The organism is Bacterioplanes sanyensis, assembly GCF_014652515.1.
In the GTDB taxonomy this organism is placed as follows: Bacteria; Pseudomonadota; Gammaproteobacteria; order Pseudomonadales; family Oceanobacteraceae; genus Bacterioplanes; species Bacterioplanes sanyensis.
In genome coordinates this window covers 272501-292922 of record NZ_BMYY01000001.1, presented here as the reverse complement: position 1 = coordinate 292922, position 20422 = coordinate 272501, and the positions used below count along the sequence as shown (strand labels likewise).

Here is a 20422-nt window from a genome sequence, read left to right as displayed (position 1 = left end):
CTATAGTGGCCGAAAACAATAAGCGAAGCCTGTTATGATTCCCGCTTGGCAGTTGATCGCCATTTCTGTGCTCTACATTGCCACTTTGTTCGCCATCGCTTGGTATGGCGATAAGCGCGCGCATCAAGGCCGCCCGATTCATCGCAGCGGGGTGATTTATAGCTTATCGCTGGCGGTGTATTGCACCTCCTGGACGTTTTATGGCGCTGTCGGCCAAGCCGCCACCACAGGTTGGACGTTTTTATCTGTGTATTTAGGGCCGACGCTGTTTTTGCTGTTGTTCTGGCGCATGATGGGCAAGATCATTCGCATCGCCAAAGAAAAGCGCCTGACCTCCATCGCCGACTTTATCGCCACCCGCTACGGCCGTGATCATACCTTGGCCATTTTGGTGACCTTGGTGGCGGTACTGGGGGTCATTCCCTACATTGCGCTGCAATTAAAAGCCATCGCCACCGGCTTTGAGCTGGTGACACAGCCCCTCGGCAATCATCGCGGTACCGACGTCAGCATGTGGCAAGACACGGCTTTTTATATCAGCTGTGCCATGGCGGTGTTTGTCATTATGTTCGGCACCCGCGACATCGATGCCAGTGAGCAGCACCCAGGTATGATCATGGCGGTGGCGTTTGAGTCTTTGGTGAAGCTATTAGCGTTTGTCGCCGTGGGCATCTGGGTGATGACCAGCCTATATGACTCGCCGCTCGATCTGATCACGCTAAGTCGAGAGTTCGCATCCGATCATATTCTTTTTAATAGCGACATCATTTCCGTCAGTTTTTTACTGCAAACCTTGCTGGCCGGCTTTGCCATGTTGTGTCTGCCGCGACAATTCCAAGTGGGCATCATTGAAAACGAGTCCATTCGCCATATCCGCACCGCACGCTGGTTGTTTCCCCTCTACTTATTACTGCTGATGCTGTTCGTGATGCCCATTGCCCTAAGTGGCGATTTATTTCTCAAGCAACTGGGCTTTGCTCCCGATACCTATGTGCTCAGCTTGCCAGTAGCGCTGGGGCATGAATCCCTAGCAGTGATGGCTTTTATTGGCGGCGGCAGTGCCGCCACCGGCATGATTATTGTTGCGACGGTAGCCATCAGCACCATGGTCTCCAATGAGCTGGTGTTGCCGGTGTTTTTCCGCAGCCCCCAACATCAGGTGGAGCTGCAGCAATCGACCACCGTCAGGGCCCTGGTGCTGACCGTTAGACGCTTGGTCATTGTCGCCATGATGCTGCTGTCGTATCTGTTTTATCGCAGTGTCGGCGAGTTTGAATCGTTGGCGGCCATCGGTTTGCTGTCCTTTGCTGCGGTGGCCCAGTTTGCACCGCCTTTGATTGGTGGTTTGATCTGGCAAAATGCCAATCGTCAGGGTGCCATGGCAGGCTTATTAAGCGGTACCTTTATCTGGTTTTATACCCTGTTGTTACCGTTATTGACCGAAACCGTATCCAGCAACGGCACCCTGTTGAGTTATGGCCTAGATGACTTCAGTTTTGGCGTCATCATGAGCCTTGTGGTCAATGTTTCTTTCTTCGTTTTATTCTCCCTAGGCACTAACGCTTCCGTGCGTGAGCGCATGTTGGCTTCCGATTACACCAGCACCAAAGCACCACTGGCAGGTAACAAAGTAGCGCCCAGCTTTGACTGCAAAGTCGACGACGTGCGCGTGGTATTAGAGCGCATTTTGGGTGTGCGCAAATGCGAAGCATTTTTTGCTGACTACCAATCCAAGCACGGCGTGCAATATGACCATGCCATGGCGTCTACCACGTTATTGCACGATGCCGAAAAACTGCTGGCATCGGTGGTGGGGTCATCATCGGCACGGGTGATTTTTTCCACCTTGCTGGGCGGCGAGCAAATTCAAATTCGCGATTTGGCCTTTTTGGCCAGCGAAGCCAGCCAAGCCTTTGCCATGAGTCGTGAGCAGCTGCAGGCAGCATTAGAAAATCTGCACCAGGGCGTCAGCGTGGTGGATAAAAACCTGAATTTGGTCGCCTGGAACCGGCGCTATCTGGAGCTGTTTGATTACCCAGAAGGGTTTATGCAGGTCGGCAAACCCATCGAAGATATTATTCGCTACAACGCTGAGCGTGGCTATTGCGGCCTGGGCGATGTCGAGCACATGGTGGCAAGGCGGATGAACTTTTTGCGCAGCGGCTCCGCCCATCACTTTGAACGTGATTTACCCAGTGGCACCGTACTGTCGATGCAGGGCCACCCCATGCCCGACGGCGGCTTTGTCACCAGTTTTACCGACATCACCGCCCACCGCCGAGCGGAAGAAGCCCTGCAGCAAGCGAACATTACGCTAGAGCAGCGCGTTGAAAAACGCACCCAAGAATTGGAAGATTTAACCTCACGCTTAATTGAAGCCAATACCAGTAAAACTCGTTTTTTAGCGGCCACCGGACACGATTTAATGCAACCGTTAAATGCCGCCAAACTGTTCGCTTCAACCTTGTCACAGCACCCGCTGAGCGATGAGCAGCGCCACTTGTTAAATCATCTAGAAGGCTCGCTGCAATCGGCTGAAGATGTGTTATCTGTGCTGGTAGAAATATCCAAACTGGACGCAGGCGCTTTAGAGCCTGATCTACGCCCAGTGAAAGTCAGTGATATTTTGCGCCCACTGCGCGACGAATTTACCGCCCTAGCCCAAGACAAAGGCCTGCGTTTGACCGTGCGTGATTGCCCTTATTGGGTGATGAGCGATGCGCATTGGCTGCGGCGCATTATTCAAAACCTAATCAGCAATGCCGTGCGCTACACCGAGCAAGGCGGCGTTTTAGTGGGCTGTCGCCAACGCGGCAATACCTTAGTGGTGCAAGTGTGGGACAGCGGCCCGGGCATTCCGCAATCTAAATTAAAAGAAATCTTTGGCGAATTTAAGCGCCTAAACCAACCCAAACAAGACAAAGGGCTGGGCTTAGGCTTGGCCATTGTTGAGCGCATGGCCGGGCGCTTAGACCACAGCGTCAAGGTTGATTCTTGGGTCGGTCAAGGCACTCGCTTTGAAGTCAGCATGGCGCTGACCGACGCCCTGCCCGACAAACCCCAACCGCGTTTTCGTGGTCGCTCAAATGGTTCTTTCAGTGGCATGGCGACCTTTTGCATCGACAACGACCCAGAAGTATTAACCGCCATGAACGCACTGCTCGATAGCTGGCAGTGCGACGTGTACAGTTGCAGTACCCAAGAGGAAGCGGCGCAGATTGCCTTTAAACCGCAAATTATGTTGGCCGACTATCAGCTCGACAACGATGAAACCGGCCTGGAAGTCATGACCATGCTGCGCCAACAGTTTGATGACCCAGAGATTCCGGGCGTGCTGATCACCGCCGACCCACGGCCGGAAGTCGAAGAACAAGCTAAGCAACTGGGTTTTTACTTTTTACGCAAACCCATGCGTCCAGCCGCGTTGCGGGCGCTGATCAGCCGTCTGGTGAAATAACAGCGGCCGCTTAACATTCATTCATTCACTCACACTCACCACAGAACCGCTTTCATGTCGATAAAACAACAACTCATCGACCGTCACGGTCAACCCGCCTTCGGCACCTTTGCCGACGGCGTGCACGACATTAACTATCTCGATTACGACCTGCGCTCGCCCATGGATCGCCGCCTAGGGCCGCTGGCCAAACGGCTAAAATTCAACCAGTTTCAGTTTATCGGTCTGCTCAGCCCGCAATTGATTGTTGGCATTGCCATTGTCGATTTAAAAATTGCCAGCAATGCCTTTGTGTATTTGTACGATCCCAACAGCGGCGAATTTGACGAATACAGTTTTATTCAACCACTGGCCCGGCACACCCACATCGATACCCATCCGAACGATGGCGAAGCGGTGTTTCGCAAGGGCAAGCAGCGGCTGTCGATTCGTGCCACGCGTGTACCCGGCGTGCGTCGGGTGCAGGTCAGTCTCAGCAAGGGCGTTGAAATTGACGTCACCATTGATGAATCCACGTCTTATCAACCGCTGGCGATTTGCACTCGGGCTGGTTATCAGGGCTGGGTATTTACGCAAAAAAGCACCGCCTTGGTGTGCAATGGCAGCGTGCGTTGGCGGGATCGCAGTTATGACATGCAACAAATCGGCGCCCTCGCTTCCGTCGACTGGACTGCCGGCTACATGCGCCGCGAAACCTTTTGGAACTGGGGCAGTTTGTCTTGCCGCTTAAGCGATGGTCGGCGCTTAGGTTTTAACCTGGCCGCCGGCGTGAACGAGACGGGCTTTACCGAAAATGCACTGTGGCTGGATGGCAAGCGCATTAAGGTCGACATGGTCGATTTTCGCTTCGATCGCTATCAAAAGCAGCATGCTTGGGAGCTGCACTCTAACGATGGCCAAATTCGCCTGCATTTTGAGCCGGCCGGGCAGCGCCAGGAAAAGATGAACGCCATCATTGCCGCGTCCAACTTTACCCAGCATTTTGGCCGCTATTTTGGCGAGATTCGTCTCGCCAATGAAACCATTGCCCTGCATGGCGAATGGGGCTTTACCGAGGATCATTACGCCCGCTGGTAAGCGGGCGCTGCTTAGCCTTCTGCCGCTACCGGCTGGTTAATGGTCAGCTGCAACACGTCGTCGACACGATTGGCGACGGGTTCTAGCAGGCCCTGCCAATCTCCCGGCTGCGCTACCGGTTGGCCACTGCGAGAAATGCGTGCTACCACCGTTACTTGCTTGAACTGGCTGAGGTTCATGCCCGGCGCCATGGCTTGATCATCGCTCAGCGTAATGACTTGTGGCAAATCAGCGACGGTCAGTTTTTGCACCGCCAACGGCATGGGGGGGCCATTAAATGCCCGCGCCAATACAAACACAGTGTCATCCGGCTGTGCTTGTGCTTTAGCCTCGGGTGCCAGAGATACCAATACCTTCAGCTCGGCACGCTCTAACCACACCAACGACACTTCACCGCCCTGCTCACGCAAATGCTCGGCGGCGCGGCGAATGCCCTGCTCCAGCTGCGACGCTTCTGGGCCAGCGGGCAAACGCTTCCACAGGCCGCGCCAGTGCTCAATGGCATCGCCGTATTGCTCTAACTCAAACGCCAAAATGCCCGCCATGCCGAGCGCCTGGCGGTGATCCGGCACCAAGGTAAGTGCTTCTTGCAGCAAGGCGTATACTTCAGGATCGGCCTTTTGCTCAGCGGCAAAAAAACGTGCCTGCGCCAGCATGGTCAGGGCTTCGGCGCGGTCAGCTTGGGCCTCAGCGGGCAACTGCTCCAACATGCCAGCAAAAGCATCGGCAGCCTCTGCGTATTTTTGCTCGGCCGATAAAATGCGGCCACGCAAATACGCCCACTCGACGTTATCCGGCTCACGCTCAGTTGCACGGGCCAGGCGCTGCATCAACTCTTGGCGCTCTAACTCACTGAGCTGGCTTTGGCCCGACATCATCAACAGCTCCGTCGCGCGCAGCTCGTTGCTGGCCCCCCATTTTTGATACAGCCAAACTGTGCTAGCTAAGGTCAGCACGATTAATGCAATGGCCAACGGAATGCGTTCTCGCTTGCTGCCAGTTTTGAACGCCAGGCCAGCGCCATCGGCGGATGCCAAAAACTCACGATCCAGCTCTAGCTGCAGGGTGTTTTTCTCATCTTCAGGAAGGTCGCTATCGGCCAGCTCTTGGGTGCGCTCTTGGTATAGGCGCAGGTTTTCTTCGCTCTGGCTGACCTGCTCGGTGGACGGCCGAAACCAGACCGGCTTTAACAAAAACATCGCCAGCGGAATGGCCAGCAACAACAACGCAAGCATCATGAGCGGTTTGCCTTTTTCAGTTGTTCCAGTCGTGCTTTTTCAGCCTCAGACAAAGGTTTTGGCGCAGAATTCTGGCTGCGCCAGATCAGCACCAGCAAGCCAATGCCCAGCAGTAAGGCCAACGCAGGGCCGATCCACAAAAGCAAAGTGTCCATGCGAAACGGCGGGTTGTAGCGCACAAAGTCGCCGTAGCGCGCCACCAAATAATCAACGATTTGCTCGTCGCTTTGATCCTCTTGCAACAGCTCATAGACCTTGTCGCGTAAATCTACCGCCACCGGCGCATTGGAATCCGCCAGGTTTTGGTTCTGACACTTAGGGCAGCGCAGATTTTCCGCTAGCTGGCGAAAGCGCTCGGCTTTTTCTTGATCTTCGAACGGGTACTTATGACCATCGACAATGGCCAAAGCAGCCAGCGGCCAACAACATAAGCACACCAATAACAGTCGTTTTATCATCACTTCATGGCCTCAAACTGAGGTTGCAAGGTTTGCCAAACACGCGTGTTTAAATCACCAACGTGCTTGCCACGAATAATGCCCTGGCTGTCGACCAAAAACGTCTCAGGTGCGCCGTAAACGCCCAGCTCTAAACCCAGTTTGCCGTCTGGATCAACGATATTAAACGCATAGGGGTCGCCAAAAGCTTTTAGCCACTCGCGGGCTTTGGCGCTGTCATCTTTGTAGTTAATACCGACAATGGTGATGCCTTGCTTGGCCAGTTGATTTAAAAATGCGTGCTCGGCTTTACAAGTCGGGCACCAAGTAGCCCAAACGTTCACTAACATGGGCTTGGCCGGCAGCGAGCTTTGATCCAGCGCCTCATCGGTCAGCAAGGCGACCGCGTTAAATGCCGGAAACGGCTGGCCGACTAAGGGCGATGGCAATACGTCTTTATCTTCTTTGCCCAAACCAATCCAGAACAAAACCCCCAGCGCTAGAGCCAGCGCCAGTGGGATAAACAGCAGCCAGCGCATCATGCCACGGCCTCCTTTGCCGCGGGTGCAGCAGCGCGTTTGTGCTGGCGCGCGCGGTAGCGTTTATCCATGACCGCCAATAAGCCACCAATGGACATAAAAATGGCGCCCAACCAGACCCAACGCATATAAGGCTTTACTTGCAGGCGCATGCCCCAGGCACCGTCAGGCAGTTCTTCACCCATAGACACATACACATCGCGAAATAGGCTCACGTCGATGGCGGCTTCGGTCATGATTTGACCACTGGCGTTGTAACGGCGTTTCTCTGCCGTCAGCACCTCCATTAGCTTGTCATCACGCCATACTTTAAAGCGAGTGGCATCAGATACGTAATTTGGACCTTCAATATGGCCCGCTTCGGCAAATTCGAACCGGTAGCTGCCCAGCTCGGTGGATTCGCCCGGTGCAATTTTGACGGCTTTTTCCAAGCTGTAATTCGACACCATGGTGACGCCGATAATGGAAATGGCGACGCCCACATGCGCCAGCACCATGCCATGAAAACTCACCCCCAACTTCGGGATGCGTGCTAACTGGCCGCGGGATTTTTTCCACACGTCCACCAAGGTGGCGCCAATCAGCCAGAAGCTCACGCTCATGCCCATTACCACCTGCCAGTTCCATTCGCCGGAGGCCAGCAAAGGCACAGCGGCGCCTAATAAAATGGCTGCCAAACAGGCCCATTTTAATTCTTGCCCTAGGCGGCTAAAGGCATCGGACTTCCAGCGCGACATCGAGCCAATGCCCATCACCAATGCCAGCAACACAGACAGCGGCACAAACATGGTGTTAAACCAAGCAGCGCCCACGGATAACTTGCCCAGCCCCATAAAGTCGTGCACCAAGGGGTACAAGGTGCCGAGCAAAATGGCAAAAGCCGATACTAATAACAGCAAGTTATTGACCAGCAGCGCACTTTCGCGCGACACCCACTGATAGCGCCCCACCGAGGCCACGGTGGGCGCTTTAATGGCATATAACAACAGCGAGCCGCCGACACAGATGCCCAACAGCGCCAGAATAAAGACACCGCGATCAGGGTCAGATGCAAAAGCATGCACAGAGGTCAGCACGCCCGAGCGCACCAAGAAGGTACCAAGCAAACTCAATGAAAAGGCGAAAATGGCCAGTAACACAGTCCAGCTTTTAAACAAGCCGCGTTTTTCAGTGACCGCCAGCGAGTGCATCAGCGCCGTCGCCACCAACCAAGGCATCAGTGAGGCATTTTCGACCGGATCCCAGAACCACCAGCCGCCCCAGCCCAGCTCGTAGTAAGCCCACCAGCTTCCCAGCGCAATACCTAGGGTTAAAAACACCCAAGCGGCGGTCGTCCAAGGTCGTGACCAACGTGCCCAAGCCGCATCTAAGCGACCGCTCATCAAAGCGGCCAGCGCAAAAGCAAACGCCACCGACAGGCCGACGTAGCCCATGTAGAGTGTGGGTGGGTGCACAATTAAGCCAAAATCTTGCAGTAAGGGGTTTAAATCCGCGCCTTCTAACGGAGCTGAGGGCAAGTGCCGTTCAAATGGATTGGAGGTATGCACGGTAAACAAGATAAAACCCACCGACACCATGCCCATAATCGACAATACACGCGCCACCATATCCAGCGGCAAGGTGCGACTAAACCAAGCAACCGCCAAGCCCCAAGCGCCAAGCATGGTGACCCACAACAGCAGCGAGCCTTCATGCGCGCCCCAAACAGCACTGATTTTGTACGGCGTCGGCAGCTGGGTATTGCTGTTGGTCGCGACATACACGACCGAAAAATCGTCGGTGACAAAGGCATACGTTAAGGCCAGCAAGGACACCATCAAGAACACCGCCTGCCCTGCTGCCAGTGGCCTAGCGTAGGCCATCAGCCATTCTCGGCCCGACTGTACGCCCACCAAGGGTATCACCACCTGCATGGCGGCCAGCACCAAGGCGATGATCAGAGCTAACTGGCCAAATTCGGGCACCATCATTGCTACTTCTGCGTTCATGATTAATATCCTGCCGCTGCTTCTAGATTGGCTTTGCCTGCCTGATGGGCTTTTTCTAGCGCTTCCTGTACTTCCGGTGGCATGTAGTTTTCATCGTGTTTGGCCAGCACTTCAGAGGCCTGCAAGACACCCGCTTCATCAAGCTGGCCTAAAGCGACAATGCCCTGCCCCTCACGGAAAAGGTCTGGCAAGATGCCATCGTAAAAAATCGGCACGCTGGCAACGCCATCGGTGACTTTAAAGGTCACGCCCAAGCCTTCTTCCGCTCGCACCACACTGCCATCCACAACCAGACCACCGGCACGAATAGTACGTCCGATAGGGACCTCACCATTGGCGATCTGAGTGGGTGTTTGAAACAGGTTGATATTCTGTGACAGCGAATACATCAGCAAGCCAACGGCGGAGCCAACCCCTACCACCAAGAATAAGATCAAGGTCAGTCGTTTTTTACGTTGAGGATGCATGCTTCTTCTCCCGGCGCAAACGCTGTGTCTGTTGTTTAATCAGCTGCCTGCGGCGCAACCAAGGCTGCACCACGTTAAAGGCGATGATCAGGGCAGTCAGGCCATACGACAGCCAAACATAAAATCCGTGCCGTCCCATGGCGAAAAACTCACTTAAGCTGCTGAATTCCATCGCTTCTCCAGTAGTTGCTTAACCCAGGTACGCTTGCGCTCATGCCATAAAATCTCGTTGCGGGTGCGCAAAATCACCAGCAAGGCGAAAAACACATAGGTGGTAACGATCATAATCAAAAGTGGATACAGCATGTCAGGGTGCATACTGGGCTTTTCTGTCAGCTTCAATGTGGCCGGCTGATGCAAGGTGTTCCACCACTCCACCGAATACTTGATGATAGGAATATTAACCAGTCCAACCAAGGCCAAAATGGCACTGGCCTTATGACCGGCTTCGTCAGTTTCCATCGCTTGCTGCAATGCCATGACGCCAAAAAACAAAAACAACAGCAGTAACATGGAGGTCAAACGGGCATCCCACACCCACCAAGTGCCCCAGGTAGGCTGGCCCCAGATGGCACCGGTGAGCAACGCAATCAAACAAAAGCTGGCACCAATTGGCGCAATCACCCGCGCCACCCAGGCCGCCATTTTCATGCGCCAAATCATAAACACCGCGCCGGCAATGGCCATCATGATGTAAGCACTTTGACTGATCAGCGCCGCTGGCACGTGAATATATATAATGCGAAAGCTGTTGCCTTGCTGGTAATCCGCCGGTGCAAAGGCCAGCCCCCAAACCAACCCCACCACACCGCCGAGCACGGAAAAGCCAATCAGCCAGGGAATCCAACGGCTGGTGAGGTCATAAAACCATTTCGGTGAGCCCAGCCGGTGATAGAGGGTTTTTAACCATTGCCACATACGCACACTACCGCGATAAGTTAAGTTTTAGCGCCGCCGCTGACGCGAATGGCGTCAAACAGACCGCCAGCGCCAGCAACGCACCCAGAAAGCCGATTTGGCCGTTGTAGTCCATGCCGATGCTGGCGTGATAGACCGCCGAAGCTGCAAAAATCAGCACGGGAACATACAAAGGAAGAATCAACAGCGTCAGTAACAAGCCACCACTGCGAACGCCAGCGGTGAGCGCAGCGCCCACGGCACCCAACAAGCTCAGTACCGGCGTACCCACGGCTAGACTGACAATCAAAGCCCAATAAGCACTGTCAGGGAGGTGCAACATCAACCCCAGCAACGGCGCCATCAGGGTTAACGGCAGCCCACTGATGCACCAGTGCACCAACGCCTTGACCAACGCCAGAGCATACAGGGACTCTCCCGATGCCAACCACTGCTCTAAGGTGCCATCGTCAACGTCGGTTTTGTAAAGGGCATCCAGCGACAGCAAGGTGGCCAGCAAGGCCGCCACCCAGATCACACCGCCGGCAATTTTGCTAAGAAACTTGGGGTCTGGGTCAACGGCCAGCGGGAACAGCGCCGCCACCATCAAAAAAAACATCAAGGGATTCAGCCACTCGCCTGGATTGCGTGCCGCCAGCAGCAAATCGCGCCTCAATGTTGCCGTTACCAGACTCATAGCGCATCTCCGGCCCAGCGTGACAGATCCAGCACTTGCAACCCCGGAACCGCTTGCAAGGCATGGTGACTGGTAATGACCACCGCACCGCCTTGCTCTACATGCTCGCGCAAGCGCTGCTCCAACCAAGCGACCCCTTGTTTGTCGAGGGCGGTAAAGGGCTCGTCCAAAATCCACAGCGGCGCTGGCACCACCAACAAACGCGCTAAACTGACGCGCCGTTGCTGCCCGGCCGACAGTTGCTGACAGGGCGTCATTTCGTACCCCATCAACTCAACCGCCTCCAAGGCTTGCACTAATCGATCCTCATCGATTTGCCATTGCGAGGTCAGCCAACGCAGATTTTCCAGTGCTGTGAGACTTTTTTTAACCGCCGCCAGATGCCCCATATACAAGCGTTGGGCAGCGTATTCGGGGTAGATGGAGTGCAAAGGCTCACCGTTAAACAGCACATCGCCTTCAAAGTCATGATTGAGACCGGCCAGTATGCGCAACAAAGTGGTTTTACCCGCACCGTTGGGGCCAGCCAGTTGCACCAGCGCGCCGCCACTGAGGTTCAAATCAAAGTGCTCAAACAGCACGCGATCATCGCGCTCGCAAAATACATCTCTGGCTTGCAGCTCTACTGGAGCCTGACTAAGCATGCCTCAACCTTTGGGCCCACAGTGGGCAACGGGCCTATAAAAAATACGGGGATTCATCAAAACTAAAGCACACTGCAGGCAACCCAGAGGCCACAGTGGCATAGTCCGGCACGACACATTTGTCTGCCATAATGAATAAAGCCGGCGCATTATATACAAAATGACTCTTCAGCGAGTTTTGCCAGCGAATTAACATGGGTAAAGATGAGTAAACCTTGGCCGACATCAATTCTATGCGCATTCCATCCGTCCCACTCATCAGCGAGCGCAGCCTGCAGCAAGCTGGCTTGAGCTCAGAGTCGCCTCCTCGCAATGCCTTTGCCGCCGAAGTCAGCCAAGTCACGCCTAAGCGCAATGAACAAGGTGAGGTACGCTATCAACTCACCGTGCGCGCCGGCGGCCAGCAACTCACCCTAGACAGCGACAAACCACTGCCAGAGGGCAGCCAGGTCATTTTGGCGGTCACTGATGAACAGCCTCCCAGGGTACGCTTGGTATCACAGCAGCCACCCAATGCCGATAAAGCGCTGCAACAATTGCTAAGCCAATGGCTCGCCAGTCGCGTGCCGTTAATACCTGCGGCCCAAACGAATCAAGGCGCCAAAGCGCAGCTGCTTCTCAATAGCCTGCAGCAGCTCAGCCAAGCACCGACAACGCCCACCGCCGTGCGCCAGGTGATTGAGCAGTTCTTGCAACAGCGGCCGCTGCTGCCCAGCGTTGAACAAGCCAATACCCATGAAAATGCCGTGGCAGTCCGCAGCGCGCTACAGAACTCGGGCCTGTTTTATGAGCAGCGGCTCTTGGCCGCATTGCAATCCATAGCCCCACGCTCGCAGGTGCCGACTCCAGCAAGCCAGCAGCAGAGCAGCACTGGCCAATCAGCCAGCGCACACTCCAACCACGCCGCGAGCAGTGCAATCCCGTCGATTGCTGGCCAAACAGGCAGTCCGCAAAGCTTGGCGCTGCGTTTGTCTTCAATCTTTCAGCAGGCTTGGCAAGCGACCAAAGCCAGTACCAGTCAGCACAACATGGCGCGGCCAAGCACTCATTCTTCCCCGAGCCTGCCTAGCGGCAATACTCAGCCTTTGCCGCCACAAAGCTCAGTTCTGCCCAAGCTGGTGATACCATCCCCTCTGCTCACTCAGCATCAGAATTCAACAGTGCCTGGTTCTGCAACACCCGTGACGCCGGCCAATGAGTCATTATTGCCCAGCAGTGGGGGTTCGGTACTGGTGCAACTGCTGGAGCCTATGACCCCAACCAAATTGCCTACGCCTCCTTGGCTGCTAGCCACAGTTACCGGCCATCAGAAAACAGCCACCACCGTTGCTGATCCGGGCATCAATTCAGCCAGTACTGCGCAGTTAACGACTAAGCCAAGTCTGTTGCAACAGCTGGCACAGCGCCTAGAGCAACAAGCTCAAACTGTGCGGCAAGCCGCGGCACAGAGCACTTCAACCAACACAGAAGAGGCCTCTCCCTCCCTTGCTCAAGCACTGCTTACGCCGGGCTTGATAAGCAGCCAAGACCTAAAAGCCACGCTATCACGAGCGTTGCAGCTATGGCTCAGCATCATTCAAAACGGCAGCTCTGAGCGCAGTCAGAACTCAGCACCAAAGCCAGCACAAGCACAGCCTTTGCCGCTGTCTTACGGCGCAGGCCCACGCCCAGAAGGCTTGCGCTTGCTGCAATCGACCTTGGCGCAAATAGAAACCGAGCAGTTTCAGGCACTGCGCTCTGAATCCAATAGCAGTGATTCAACACCTTTTAACCTGCCGCTGTTTATGCGCCAGGGCGAGCATATCCGCAGCATCGACCTAGAAATGCAAACACCCAAACAGCAAGCTGCGGCCGGCCGGCGTCATGGCTGGCGGGTGGTTTTGCACTTTGACTTAGCACAAGCAGGTCCACTCGATGTGGAGATCGAGCTCAACCAACAGCAAATCGCAGCCACCTTTTGGTCACAACAAAGCCAGACCCTGCAACAACTACAGCAGCAGCTGCCACCGCTGCGCAGCAAGCTCACCAGCTTAGGCGTTGAGGTAGACGTGCTCACCGCACGGCACGGCCAACTGCCCGTCGGCGAGCACAATCAAATTCGTACCCGATTGGTCGATCTACATACCTGAGGATGCCACATGCAAAATATTGAAGAGCGCATACCCGAGTCACTGTTGCAGGCCACTGAGGCAGTAGCCGTGACCTATCAGCCAGAATCAGGTCAGGCACCTTATATCAGTGCCCAAGGTGACGACGAGCTGGCGCAGGCCATTATTGCATTGGCCATGCAGCATGAGGTTCCCATTTATGAAAATGCCAGTTTGGTGCGCTGGCTGGGGCAGCTGGAGCTGCATGAGGAAATACCAGAGACGTTATACCAAGTCATGGCCGAAGTCTTAGCGTTTGTATATGCCCTGGAGGGTAAAACCCCCAGTTCGAAATCAGGGTGACTCACACTTTGTCGGTGGCTTGCCGCTCGACTAAGGATAACAACCAGCTGATGTGTTCAAAGATCACATCGTGTGGAATCAGCTCAACGCCAGCCAGTAGCTCGGAGAAGGCCCGATAACGGTAAGCATCCACCAAACCGTGAACCGATGCAACGAAGAACAAAGCCAAACGCTTTTGCTGGGTATCTGACTGACGGGAGTAACCTGGCACCGCGTCTTTTAATAGCGCCAATATGTGCTGCTGCCATTCTTCCGCTTGGCGTTGCACTTGCAGCTGCAGTTGCTGATCGCCCAAATCAGACTCACTCAACCGCAAACGTGGTGGCTGAAACATCAGCTGGTAATAGCCAGGGTAGCGCTGAGCAAACTCGACCCATTGCCCAGTAAACGCATACAGTGCTTGCGTTGCTGTGTTGGTATCAGCCATGTGCTGGTGAATGGCTGCAAACATCAGCTCGAAGCCGCGCCGACGAGTTTGCAAAAACAGCGCTTCTTTGCTGGAGAAGTAGTTGTAGATATTACTGGCCGTCATCCCCAACTGACCGGCCAGCTTGCGCATAGACAAATGGTGAAAACCCACCTCAGCCATCACCCGTGATGCGCTGTCCATAATACGATCACGCTGCGCTTCCACTTCTTCTTGCGTAAACGGCTTCTTTGGCATACAACTCGTGTCCTGCATCTGTCTCGCATGGCCGAGGCTGATTCCCCAGCCCTCGATCATAACAACCACCAAAATTCCCACACGGGAACTGGCGCCTACTGTTATGGCTACTAGAGCCTTAGGCACCCGTATAGAACGATTGTCTCTTTGCAAAATCAAGACATTCGGTCCAATCTCATACCATTTGCAGTGTTATTGTCAAAAACCTGTCACACAAGTCGCACCCGCTGTTGATGCAACGCAAGACACTCAACCGCCACTCTGCCTAGACTGGCGTATTATCTTCAGCCGTTGTAATTGCTATGCATCAACATCTTGAATGGGACCCATTACTGGTCCAACGCTATAATCGCCCTGGCCCTCGCTACACATCCTACCCAACTGCGGTCGAGTTTGAGAGTTGCGCCGACGATGCTTATGAGCGCGATGCGTTGGCAGCTCGCAACCCCAGCAAGCCGTTATCGCTCTATATTCATATCCCTTTCTGCGCTCACGTTTGCTACTACTGCGGTTGCAATAAAATTGTGACCAAACGCCGAGAGCAAGCCGAGCCCTATCTGGAATTGCTCAAGCGCGAAATCGACATGAAGCGTGCGATGCTGGGCCGCGTGCGAGTTGAGCAGTTGCACTTTGGTGGCGGCACCCCAACGTTTTTATCCGACGACCAGCTGGTCGACCTAATTGATTATTTAAAGCAGAGTTTCGATTTCAGCACAGAGGCCAACGCCGACTTCTCCATCGAAATCGACCCACGCGAGCTGCGTGAAGACACGCTGCGTATCCTGCGCCAGCAGGGCTTTAACCGCATCAGCTTTGGCGTGCAAGACCTCGACGAACGTGTACAGCAGGCCGTTAATCGGGTCCAGCCAGAAGCCATGATTCGCTCCGTCATGCAAGAGGCGCGTGAGCTTGGCTACCGCTCGATCAATTTGGATCTGATCTACGGCTTGCCACATCAGTCTCTGGCCAGCTTCGCCAGTACCTTGCAAACCATCATCGAACTGAAGCCTGATCGTCTCTCCATATTCAACTACGCCCATCTGCCGGAGCGCTTTAAACCCCAGCGCCGCATTGACGTTAACGATTTACCGCCCGCAGAAGAAAAACTCGCGATTTTAGGCCACTGCATTCAGGCATTGGATCATGCAGGCTATCAGTACATCGGTATGGATCACTTCGCGTTGCCCGATGATGAACTAGCACGAGCGCAAAACACAGGTCAGCTGCACCGCAACTTCCAAGGCTATACCACGCATGGCAACTGTGATCTGGTAGGGCTAGGTGTGTCTTCCATCAGCCAAATTGGCGATTACTACCTGCAAAACCAGGTCACGGTGGATGCCTATGAGCATGCGCTGCAACAACAGCACTTGCCGACCATGAAATATCGCCACACCAGTGCCGATGATCGTTTGCGCCGCTTCGTTATTAAAGAGCTGTTGTGCCACCTTAAGGTCGAGTTCGATACCATCGACAAGATATTCGCTACTGACAGCCGCAGCGAGTTACAATCCAGCATCGACGCACTGCAACCGATGCAAGAAGATGGCTTGGTGATTTGCAACAGCAATGGCATTTGCATCACGGATCGGGGGCGGTTGCTGGTTCGCAACGCCTGTATGGCCTTTGACCGGTATTTGCAACAACATGAGCAACAACGCTTCTCCAAAGCCATTTAAACAGCGCATCCTTGCTTTGCTGCGACAGCCCTGGCTGTCGTGGCTGTTACTGCCGCTCGCCTTTGTCGCCATCAGCGCCTGGCTCACCCGCTCCATGTTAAGCAGTGGTGAAGTTCTGCCTGCTCTGTCCGTGCAGAAGCTCGATGGCTCCCCCGTACAGTTAGTGTGGCAACAGCCCACCACTCTGGTGTATGCCTTCGCGCCTTGGTGCGGTGTTTGTCGCCTAAGCATGCCCAGCCTCAATCTGCTGGATACTAAGCAAGTGCGCATTGTTGCCCTCGCCTTCGACTATGACAGCGCGCAACAAGTGGCAGAATACATTGGTGATATCGGATACGATGGCGAAGTTTATCTCGCTGATGCCAAGGTGTTTCAACAACTGAAGCTAAGCGGTTACCCGAGTTACTACCTGGTCGCCAAGGACGGCGAGGTGCGCCACAAAGATCGGGGATTCACGACGCCGCCCGGCCTTTGGTGGCGGCTTCAGAGAATGCCTGGCTGACCTTGCCAAAACCCCCAACTGCTGCCGTCGTGCATCAGAAAAACACGCTTCTCAAACGGTTTTTCAAACGACTCCTGGCTGCGCCGCAATGTGCGGGCCTGCAAAAATGCTGGGTCTGTTACCCAGTCTTGCAAGTCTTCGACATACCATTGGATATAAGCTTCGGCATAGTAATACTCACCAATCAGATACGCCGGTGACAGCTCCAGTATGTTCTTCAGGCGTCCACGGCCATAATAAAAACCCTCTACCGTACCGCTGGCTTCAGGCCGCACCGGATAATCGTAGCGCCAGCCCACCCGGACCTGGCGACGCGGACCACTGGGGCCTTCTACCGTCACCATCTCCATGGTGTCCTCGCGTATTACGAGGCCGTGATCATGAAGCGCCGACAACAAGCGCGCATCTTTATCGCGGCTAGAGCGCTCTACATCGTAAGGCAGAGGAAACGGCAACCAGATAAGCGGCTCGTTTTTCAACGCTTGATCAATCAACTGGCTGGCTTGCTCACGATCGAGCGGCGGCTGCGCCAACAGCGCCTTAGGCCACATTGCTAGCAGAAATAAAACTGTAATAATTGCTGGTTTCATCTTTTCTAACCGTCCCTTAGGATACAGACCCTAGACGAATGTCGAATATGTCACCCAACTGTCATACCTCGCCATTACTGTCACGACAAACATAACGATAGGTTTCACCATGCAACAAGCTACTGCCAGTCAGAGCCTTGCCGGCAGCGAGTCACCTCTGGTGGCACGCATTACACAGGATGCCGAAGAGATTCACCAGGCTCTGCAGTTACGCTACAAAGTCTTCGTTGAGGGGATGGGCGCGAAAGTTCCAACTGCCGAGCAAGGTATCGACCGCGATGAGTATGATCAGCACTGCCTGCACCTGATTGTGAAGGATGTACACAGTGACCAAGTGGTTGGCTACAGTCGCATTCTGACTAACGATAGAGCATCTGCAGCGGGTGGCTTTTATTCCGCCAGCGAGTTTGATTTGTCGCAAATTATCAAAGCCGATAAGACCTACATGGAAATCGGCCGCACTTGCGTTGACCCAGACTATCGCAGCGGCGCTGTAATCGGCATGTTGTGGTCGGGTATCGCCCAGTTTATGGCCGCTCACAACATCGATTATTTGATGGGGTGTGCCAGTATTTCTCTGGCAGACGGCGTCTCTCGCGCCATCGCCATCGTCGATCACTTGAGGGAGAAACACTTTACTGCTGCCGATATGCGCGCCGAGCCTAGGGTGCATTTACCACGCACTCAAGTCGATTTAGACGGCAAAAGTCTGGTGCCTCCCCTGCTTAAAGCCTACCTTCGAATTGGCGTTAAAGCCTGTGGCGAGCCCTTTCACGATAAAGACTTTAATGTCGCCGACGTGCTGATTCTGCTCGACAAAAACGACATGAATCAGCGTTACTTGCGCCATTTCGCCCGCACCGAAGGCTGACGCAGCCGGCTCTTGCCCGCAGTCATAAGGCGGAGTATGTTGCTCCGCCCCTGTTCACACACCGATCTTGCTATGAAAAAACGCTTGCTTGCCTGGCTCAACTCCCCTGCCGGATTGCGTCGTATTCTTAACTTATATGGCCCCTACCTAGGCGCCGGTGTGCGGGTTCGCCATTTAGCCAAAGACTACCGCGAAGCCCAAGTCGAGATGAAGCTGCGCTGGTATAACCGTAATTACGTCGGCACGCATTTTGGCGGCAGCTTGTTCGCCATGATCGATCCCTTCTACATGCTAATGCTGATGAACAGCTTAGGGCGCGATTACATTGTCTGGGACGCCAGCGCTGACATTGATTTCATAAAGCCAGGTCGCGGCACGGTAAAAGCACATTTTGTCGTCACCGATGCCATGCTGGCGGACATTCAGCAGCATACGGCTAACGGTGAAAAATACCTGCCTACTTACGAAGTCAATATTATCGATGAGCACGGTGAACTGGTCGCCAAGGCGCGTAAAACCCTATACATACGCCGCAAAGCCTGATTTGTATCAGGCCAGTTGGGCGCATTTCTGCTAGTGTTATTGCAGCAATCACAGCGAGGTGAATATGAGCAGCGCGACCATCAGCCAGGCCAATGAATTGATCTGGGAACTTCTCGAAGCTCTGGAGGATGCGTATTGGGAGGCCTCCACCTGTGAAGACAAAGACTGCAACTTCAACATGCTGCAGGTTCTTACTGCAGAGTATATGGAACTGTTAAAAGTCAGCGTGCAGGATCATCACTATGAATATGAAGTGATCTCTACCAGCCAAGATGCGATGAATCAGGCATTGGCTGAGTATCAGCAGTTCACCACCAACTACCCCCACCGCCTACGAACACAACAGCGCCTGCGCCGCTTGCTGAGCCAGTTCAGCTCTATGGTAACTCCCAGCGGACAGTAGCGGCGCTGGTGAGATTATCTTCACTAGGTGCTTTCGCGCTACAATCGTGGCAGTTTTCAGCTAAATGGATATCGCATGCGAACACTTGCCGGCTTGACCTTGTGCCTAGGCCTATTAAGCGGTTGCAACGAAGCCCCGCCAGAATCGACGACGTCATCACCTCCTGCGCCGACGCCTTTGCCTGATTTCACCGACTTTGACGATGTCGAGCGTAAGAAACAAGCATTTTTCGACTATCTGCTACCCATGATCGAGCAGGTTAACGAAGAAGTGCTAGCGCAGCGGCAGCAAGTAGAATCCATGCAAGAACCCTTTTCTGCCGCACAGCAGCAGCAGTTGCAACAACTGTCGACGTACTATCGCATCAAGGCATCGGAGCCAGAGAAGCAACGGCAGTCGTTATTGCGACGCTTGCTCCCCCTGCCACCATCACTGGTGCTGGCACAGGCCGCCAATGAGTCTGCCTGGGGTACATCACGCTTCGCCACTGAGGGTAACAACCTGTTTGGTCAGTGGTGTTTCTCTCAAGGCTGTGGACTGGTACCGCTGCAGCGCCCAGAAGGCGATATCCATGAAGTGGCAGTGTTTGAGTCGCCACTGGCCTCGGTGCGCAGCTATGTACGCAACCTCAACTCACACCCTCAATACCAATTACTCAGACGCCTGCGCTGGCAACAGTGGCAGCAGCAAGGTTATGCCGAAGGCCGTCATTTGGCCGCTGGGTTGCTGGGTTATTCAGAGCGGCGCGAGGAGTACGTGCATGAAATACGCAATATGATTAGCTACAACGAGCTGGATCAATACGACCATCCCGAAGGCGAGTCATCAATGCTGCAGCCGGATGCGCAGGTATCCATCAGTGACGCTAATACGCCAGAACCTTCACCACAGGGCTAACTCGTGACCGAACGACGTTTCCAGCAGCGCCACAGTGCTGCACCGCTCAAACTGACATTGCGTCGCCAATACTGGCTAGGCTTGCAAGGGCGAGAGTCCGAAGCCATTGGCCGTGATTTTAGCCGCAGTGGCATCGCCGTATTCAGTCAACAACGCTGGCGCCCTGGCAGCTTGGTCTTGATCAACTTGGAAAGCAGTGACCACCGCCTAGCTGCCGTGCCCGCTGAGCTGCTGCGTTGTGAAGCGAACGGCTCAGAGTATGTATGCGCCTTGCGTTTTCGCCTCGACCACTTATCTGATAATGCTCGCCAAGCCGTCGACACCGTATTGCAACGTTTGCAACATACGCTCGATTCGGCGGCCTAACTCTCTGTCTGGAGGA

The 20422-nt window shown here is 54.4% G+C and carries 22 protein-coding genes; 11 read left to right on the top strand and 11 right to left on the bottom strand.

Going from position 1 to position 20422, the window contains the following annotated elements; translation table 11 throughout:
• The first annotated feature begins 34 nt into the window (after positions 1 to 34).
• A complete protein-coding gene (locus IE090_RS01455; RefSeq protein WP_189386563.1) occupies positions 35 to 3457 on the top strand; it encodes a PAS domain-containing hybrid sensor histidine kinase/response regulator in 3423 nt (1140 codons plus the stop codon).
• A 54-nt stretch (positions 3458 to 3511) separates the two neighbouring features.
• A complete protein-coding gene (locus IE090_RS01450) occupies positions 3512 to 4534 on the top strand; it encodes a DUF2804 domain-containing protein (RefSeq protein WP_189386562.1) in 1023 nt (340 codons plus the stop codon).
• Between the two features lie 11 nt (positions 4535 to 4545).
• Here the strand turns inward: IE090_RS01450 and ccmI are convergent, their stop codons facing one another.
• Genes ccmI through ccmA form a run of 9 tightly spaced genes read right to left on the bottom strand, consistent with a single transcriptional unit; the run spans position 4546 to position 11441 of the window.
• The gene (gene ccmI / locus IE090_RS01445; RefSeq protein ID WP_189386561.1) at positions 4546 to 5772 is read right to left on the bottom strand and encodes a c-type cytochrome biogenesis protein CcmI; all 1227 of its coding nucleotides are present in this window, start codon (positions 5770 to 5772) and stop codon (positions 4546 to 4548) included.
• Positions 5769 to 6230, bottom strand: coding sequence for a cytochrome c-type biogenesis protein (locus IE090_RS01440; RefSeq protein WP_189386560.1), 462 nt, complete (start codon positions 6228 to 6230; stop codon positions 5769 to 5771). Before IE090_RS01440 ends, ccmI begins: the two co-directional genes overlap by 4 nt.
• The gene (locus IE090_RS01435; protein WP_189386559.1) at positions 6230 to 6751 is read right to left on the bottom strand and encodes a DsbE family thiol:disulfide interchange protein; all 522 of its coding nucleotides are present in this window, start codon (positions 6749 to 6751) and stop codon (positions 6230 to 6232) included. The genes IE090_RS01440 and IE090_RS01435 overlap by 1 nt, the downstream gene beginning before the upstream one ends.
• On the bottom strand, positions 6748 to 8715 hold the full coding sequence (locus IE090_RS01430) for a heme lyase CcmF/NrfE family subunit (RefSeq protein ID WP_189386862.1): 1968 nt from the start codon (positions 8713 to 8715) through the stop codon (positions 6748 to 6750). The genes IE090_RS01435 and IE090_RS01430 overlap by 4 nt, the downstream gene beginning before the upstream one ends.
• 23 nt (positions 8716 to 8738) lie before the next feature.
• Positions 8739 to 9203, bottom strand: coding sequence for a cytochrome c maturation protein CcmE (gene ccmE, locus IE090_RS01425; RefSeq protein WP_189386558.1), 465 nt, complete (start codon positions 9201 to 9203; stop codon positions 8739 to 8741).
• A complete protein-coding gene (ccmD, locus tag IE090_RS01420; protein WP_189386557.1) occupies positions 9187 to 9375 on the bottom strand; it encodes a heme exporter protein CcmD in 189 nt (62 codons plus the stop codon). The genes ccmE and ccmD overlap by 17 nt, the downstream gene beginning before the upstream one ends.
• On the bottom strand, positions 9357 to 10121 hold the full coding sequence (locus tag IE090_RS01415; RefSeq protein ID WP_189386556.1) for a heme ABC transporter permease: 765 nt from the start codon (positions 10119 to 10121) through the stop codon (positions 9357 to 9359). Before IE090_RS01415 ends, ccmD begins: the two co-directional genes overlap by 19 nt.
• A gap of 7 nt (positions 10122 to 10128) precedes the next feature.
• A complete protein-coding gene (gene ccmB, locus IE090_RS01410; RefSeq protein ID WP_189386555.1) occupies positions 10129 to 10797 on the bottom strand; it encodes a heme exporter protein CcmB in 669 nt (222 codons plus the stop codon).
• Positions 10794 to 11441: a cytochrome c biogenesis heme-transporting ATPase CcmA gene (ccmA, locus tag IE090_RS01405; RefSeq protein ID WP_189386554.1), complete on the bottom strand. Its 648-nt coding sequence runs from the start codon at positions 11439 to 11441 to the stop codon at positions 10794 to 10796. Before ccmA ends, ccmB begins: the two co-directional genes overlap by 4 nt.
• 215 nt (positions 11442 to 11656) lie before the next feature.
• Between ccmA and IE090_RS01400 the strand changes: the two genes are divergently transcribed.
• Together IE090_RS01400 and IE090_RS01395 are read left to right on the top strand one after the other, a co-directional pair.
• Positions 11657 to 13570, top strand: coding sequence for a flagellar hook-length control protein FliK (locus tag IE090_RS01400; RefSeq protein WP_189386553.1), 1914 nt, complete (start codon positions 11657 to 11659; stop codon positions 13568 to 13570).
• Positions 13571 to 13579: 9 nt separating this feature from the next.
• The gene (locus IE090_RS01395) at positions 13580 to 13891 is read left to right on the top strand and encodes an EscU/YscU/HrcU family type III secretion system export apparatus switch protein (RefSeq protein ID WP_189386552.1); all 312 of its coding nucleotides are present in this window, start codon (positions 13580 to 13582) and stop codon (positions 13889 to 13891) included.
• 1 nt (position 13892) lies between these two features.
• Here the strand turns inward: IE090_RS01395 and IE090_RS01390 are convergent, their stop codons facing one another.
• Positions 13893 to 14555: a TetR/AcrR family transcriptional regulator gene (locus IE090_RS01390; protein WP_189386551.1), complete on the bottom strand. Its 663-nt coding sequence runs from the start codon at positions 14553 to 14555 to the stop codon at positions 13893 to 13895.
• Positions 14556 to 14857: 302 nt separating this feature from the next.
• On the opposite strand from IE090_RS01390, the gene hemN reads away from it, so the two are divergent.
• Together hemN and IE090_RS01380 are read left to right on the top strand one after the other, a co-directional pair.
• Entirely contained in the window at positions 14858 to 16234 is a 1377-nt protein-coding gene (gene hemN / locus IE090_RS01385; RefSeq protein WP_189386550.1) for an oxygen-independent coproporphyrinogen III oxidase, read from the top strand.
• Entirely contained in the window at positions 16203 to 16736 is a 534-nt protein-coding gene (locus IE090_RS01380) for a TlpA family protein disulfide reductase (RefSeq protein WP_189386549.1), read from the top strand. The genes hemN and IE090_RS01380 overlap by 32 nt, the downstream gene beginning before the upstream one ends.
• On the opposite strand, the gene IE090_RS01375 is transcribed toward IE090_RS01380, so the two are convergent.
• A complete protein-coding gene (locus tag IE090_RS01375; RefSeq protein ID WP_189386548.1) occupies positions 16718 to 17326 on the bottom strand; it encodes a hypothetical protein in 609 nt (202 codons plus the stop codon). The genes IE090_RS01380 and IE090_RS01375 overlap by 19 nt on opposite strands.
• Positions 17327 to 17435: 109 nt before the next feature.
• Between IE090_RS01375 and IE090_RS01370 the strand changes: the two genes are divergently transcribed.
• The 5 genes from IE090_RS01370 (at position 17436) to IE090_RS01350 (ending at position 20406) form a co-directional block, all read left to right on the top strand.
• Positions 17436 to 18197 (top strand): GNAT family N-acetyltransferase, encoded by a 762-nt coding sequence (locus IE090_RS01370; RefSeq protein ID WP_189386547.1) that lies wholly within the window; start codon positions 17436 to 17438, stop codon positions 18195 to 18197.
• A 72-nt stretch (positions 18198 to 18269) separates the two neighbouring features.
• The gene (locus IE090_RS01365) at positions 18270 to 18740 is read left to right on the top strand and encodes a DUF4442 domain-containing protein (RefSeq protein WP_189386546.1); all 471 of its coding nucleotides are present in this window, start codon (positions 18270 to 18272) and stop codon (positions 18738 to 18740) included.
• Between the two features lie 64 nt (positions 18741 to 18804).
• Positions 18805 to 19143 (top strand): hypothetical protein, encoded by a 339-nt coding sequence (locus IE090_RS01360; protein WP_189386545.1) that lies wholly within the window; start codon positions 18805 to 18807, stop codon positions 19141 to 19143.
• Positions 19144 to 19218: 75 nt separating this feature from the next.
• Entirely contained in the window at positions 19219 to 20040 is an 822-nt protein-coding gene (locus tag IE090_RS01355; RefSeq protein ID WP_189386544.1) for a glucosaminidase domain-containing protein, read from the top strand.
• Between the two features lie 3 nt (positions 20041 to 20043).
• Positions 20044 to 20406, top strand: a complete 363-nt coding sequence (locus IE090_RS01350) for a PilZ domain-containing protein (RefSeq protein ID WP_189386543.1) — start codon at positions 20044 to 20046, stop codon at positions 20404 to 20406.
• Positions 20407 to 20422: the final 16 nt, after the last annotated feature.

What these genes read in the sequence shown, in the direction of transcription:
- IE090_RS01455 (WP_189386563.1), top strand. Translation starts at nt 35, where the DNA reads ATGATTCCCGCTTGGCAGTTGATCGCCATTTCTGTGCTCTACATTGCC.
- IE090_RS01450 (WP_189386562.1), top strand. Translation starts at nt 3,512, where the DNA reads ATGTCGATAAAACAACAACTCATCGACCGTCACGGTCAACCCGCCTTC.
- ccmI (WP_189386561.1), bottom strand. Translation starts at nt 5,772, where the DNA reads ATGATGCTTGCGTTGTTGTTGCTGGCCATTCCGCTGGCGATGTTTTTG.
- IE090_RS01440 (WP_189386560.1), bottom strand. Translation starts at nt 6,230, where the DNA reads ATGATAAAACGACTGTTATTGGTGTGCTTATGTTGTTGGCCGCTGGCT.
- IE090_RS01435 (WP_189386559.1), bottom strand. Translation starts at nt 6,751, where the DNA reads ATGATGCGCTGGCTGCTGTTTATCCCACTGGCGCTGGCTCTAGCGCTG.
- IE090_RS01430 (WP_189386862.1), bottom strand. Translation starts at nt 8,715, where the DNA reads ATGGTGCCCGAATTTGGCCAGTTAGCTCTGATCATCGCCTTGGTGCTG.
- ccmE (WP_189386558.1), bottom strand. Translation starts at nt 9,203, where the DNA reads ATGCATCCTCAACGTAAAAAACGACTGACCTTGATCTTATTCTTGGTG.
- ccmD (WP_189386557.1), bottom strand. Translation starts at nt 9,375, where the DNA reads ATGGAATTCAGCAGCTTAAGTGAGTTTTTCGCCATGGGACGGCACGGA.
- IE090_RS01415 (WP_189386556.1), bottom strand. Translation starts at nt 10,121, where the DNA reads ATGTGGCAATGGTTAAAAACCCTCTATCACCGGCTGGGCTCACCGAAA.
- ccmB (WP_189386555.1), bottom strand. Translation starts at nt 10,797, where the DNA reads ATGAGTCTGGTAACGGCAACATTGAGGCGCGATTTGCTGCTGGCGGCA.
- ccmA (WP_189386554.1), bottom strand. Translation starts at nt 11,441, where the DNA reads ATGCTTAGTCAGGCTCCAGTAGAGCTGCAAGCCAGAGATGTATTTTGC.
- IE090_RS01395 (WP_189386552.1), top strand. Translation starts at nt 13,580, where the DNA reads ATGCAAAATATTGAAGAGCGCATACCCGAGTCACTGTTGCAGGCCACT.
- IE090_RS01390 (WP_189386551.1), bottom strand. Translation starts at nt 14,555, where the DNA reads ATGCCAAAGAAGCCGTTTACGCAAGAAGAAGTGGAAGCGCAGCGTGAT.
- hemN (WP_189386550.1), top strand. Translation starts at nt 14,858, where the DNA reads ATGCATCAACATCTTGAATGGGACCCATTACTGGTCCAACGCTATAAT.
- IE090_RS01380 (WP_189386549.1), top strand. Translation starts at nt 16,203, where the DNA reads ATGAGCAACAACGCTTCTCCAAAGCCATTTAAACAGCGCATCCTTGCT.
- IE090_RS01375 (WP_189386548.1), bottom strand. Translation starts at nt 17,326, where the DNA reads ATGAAACCAGCAATTATTACAGTTTTATTTCTGCTAGCAATGTGGCCT.
- IE090_RS01370 (WP_189386547.1), top strand. Translation starts at nt 17,436, where the DNA reads ATGCAACAAGCTACTGCCAGTCAGAGCCTTGCCGGCAGCGAGTCACCT.
- IE090_RS01365 (WP_189386546.1), top strand. Translation starts at nt 18,270, where the DNA reads ATGAAAAAACGCTTGCTTGCCTGGCTCAACTCCCCTGCCGGATTGCGT.
- IE090_RS01360 (WP_189386545.1), top strand. Translation starts at nt 18,805, where the DNA reads ATGAGCAGCGCGACCATCAGCCAGGCCAATGAATTGATCTGGGAACTT.
- IE090_RS01355 (WP_189386544.1), top strand. Translation starts at nt 19,219, where the DNA reads ATGCGAACACTTGCCGGCTTGACCTTGTGCCTAGGCCTATTAAGCGGT.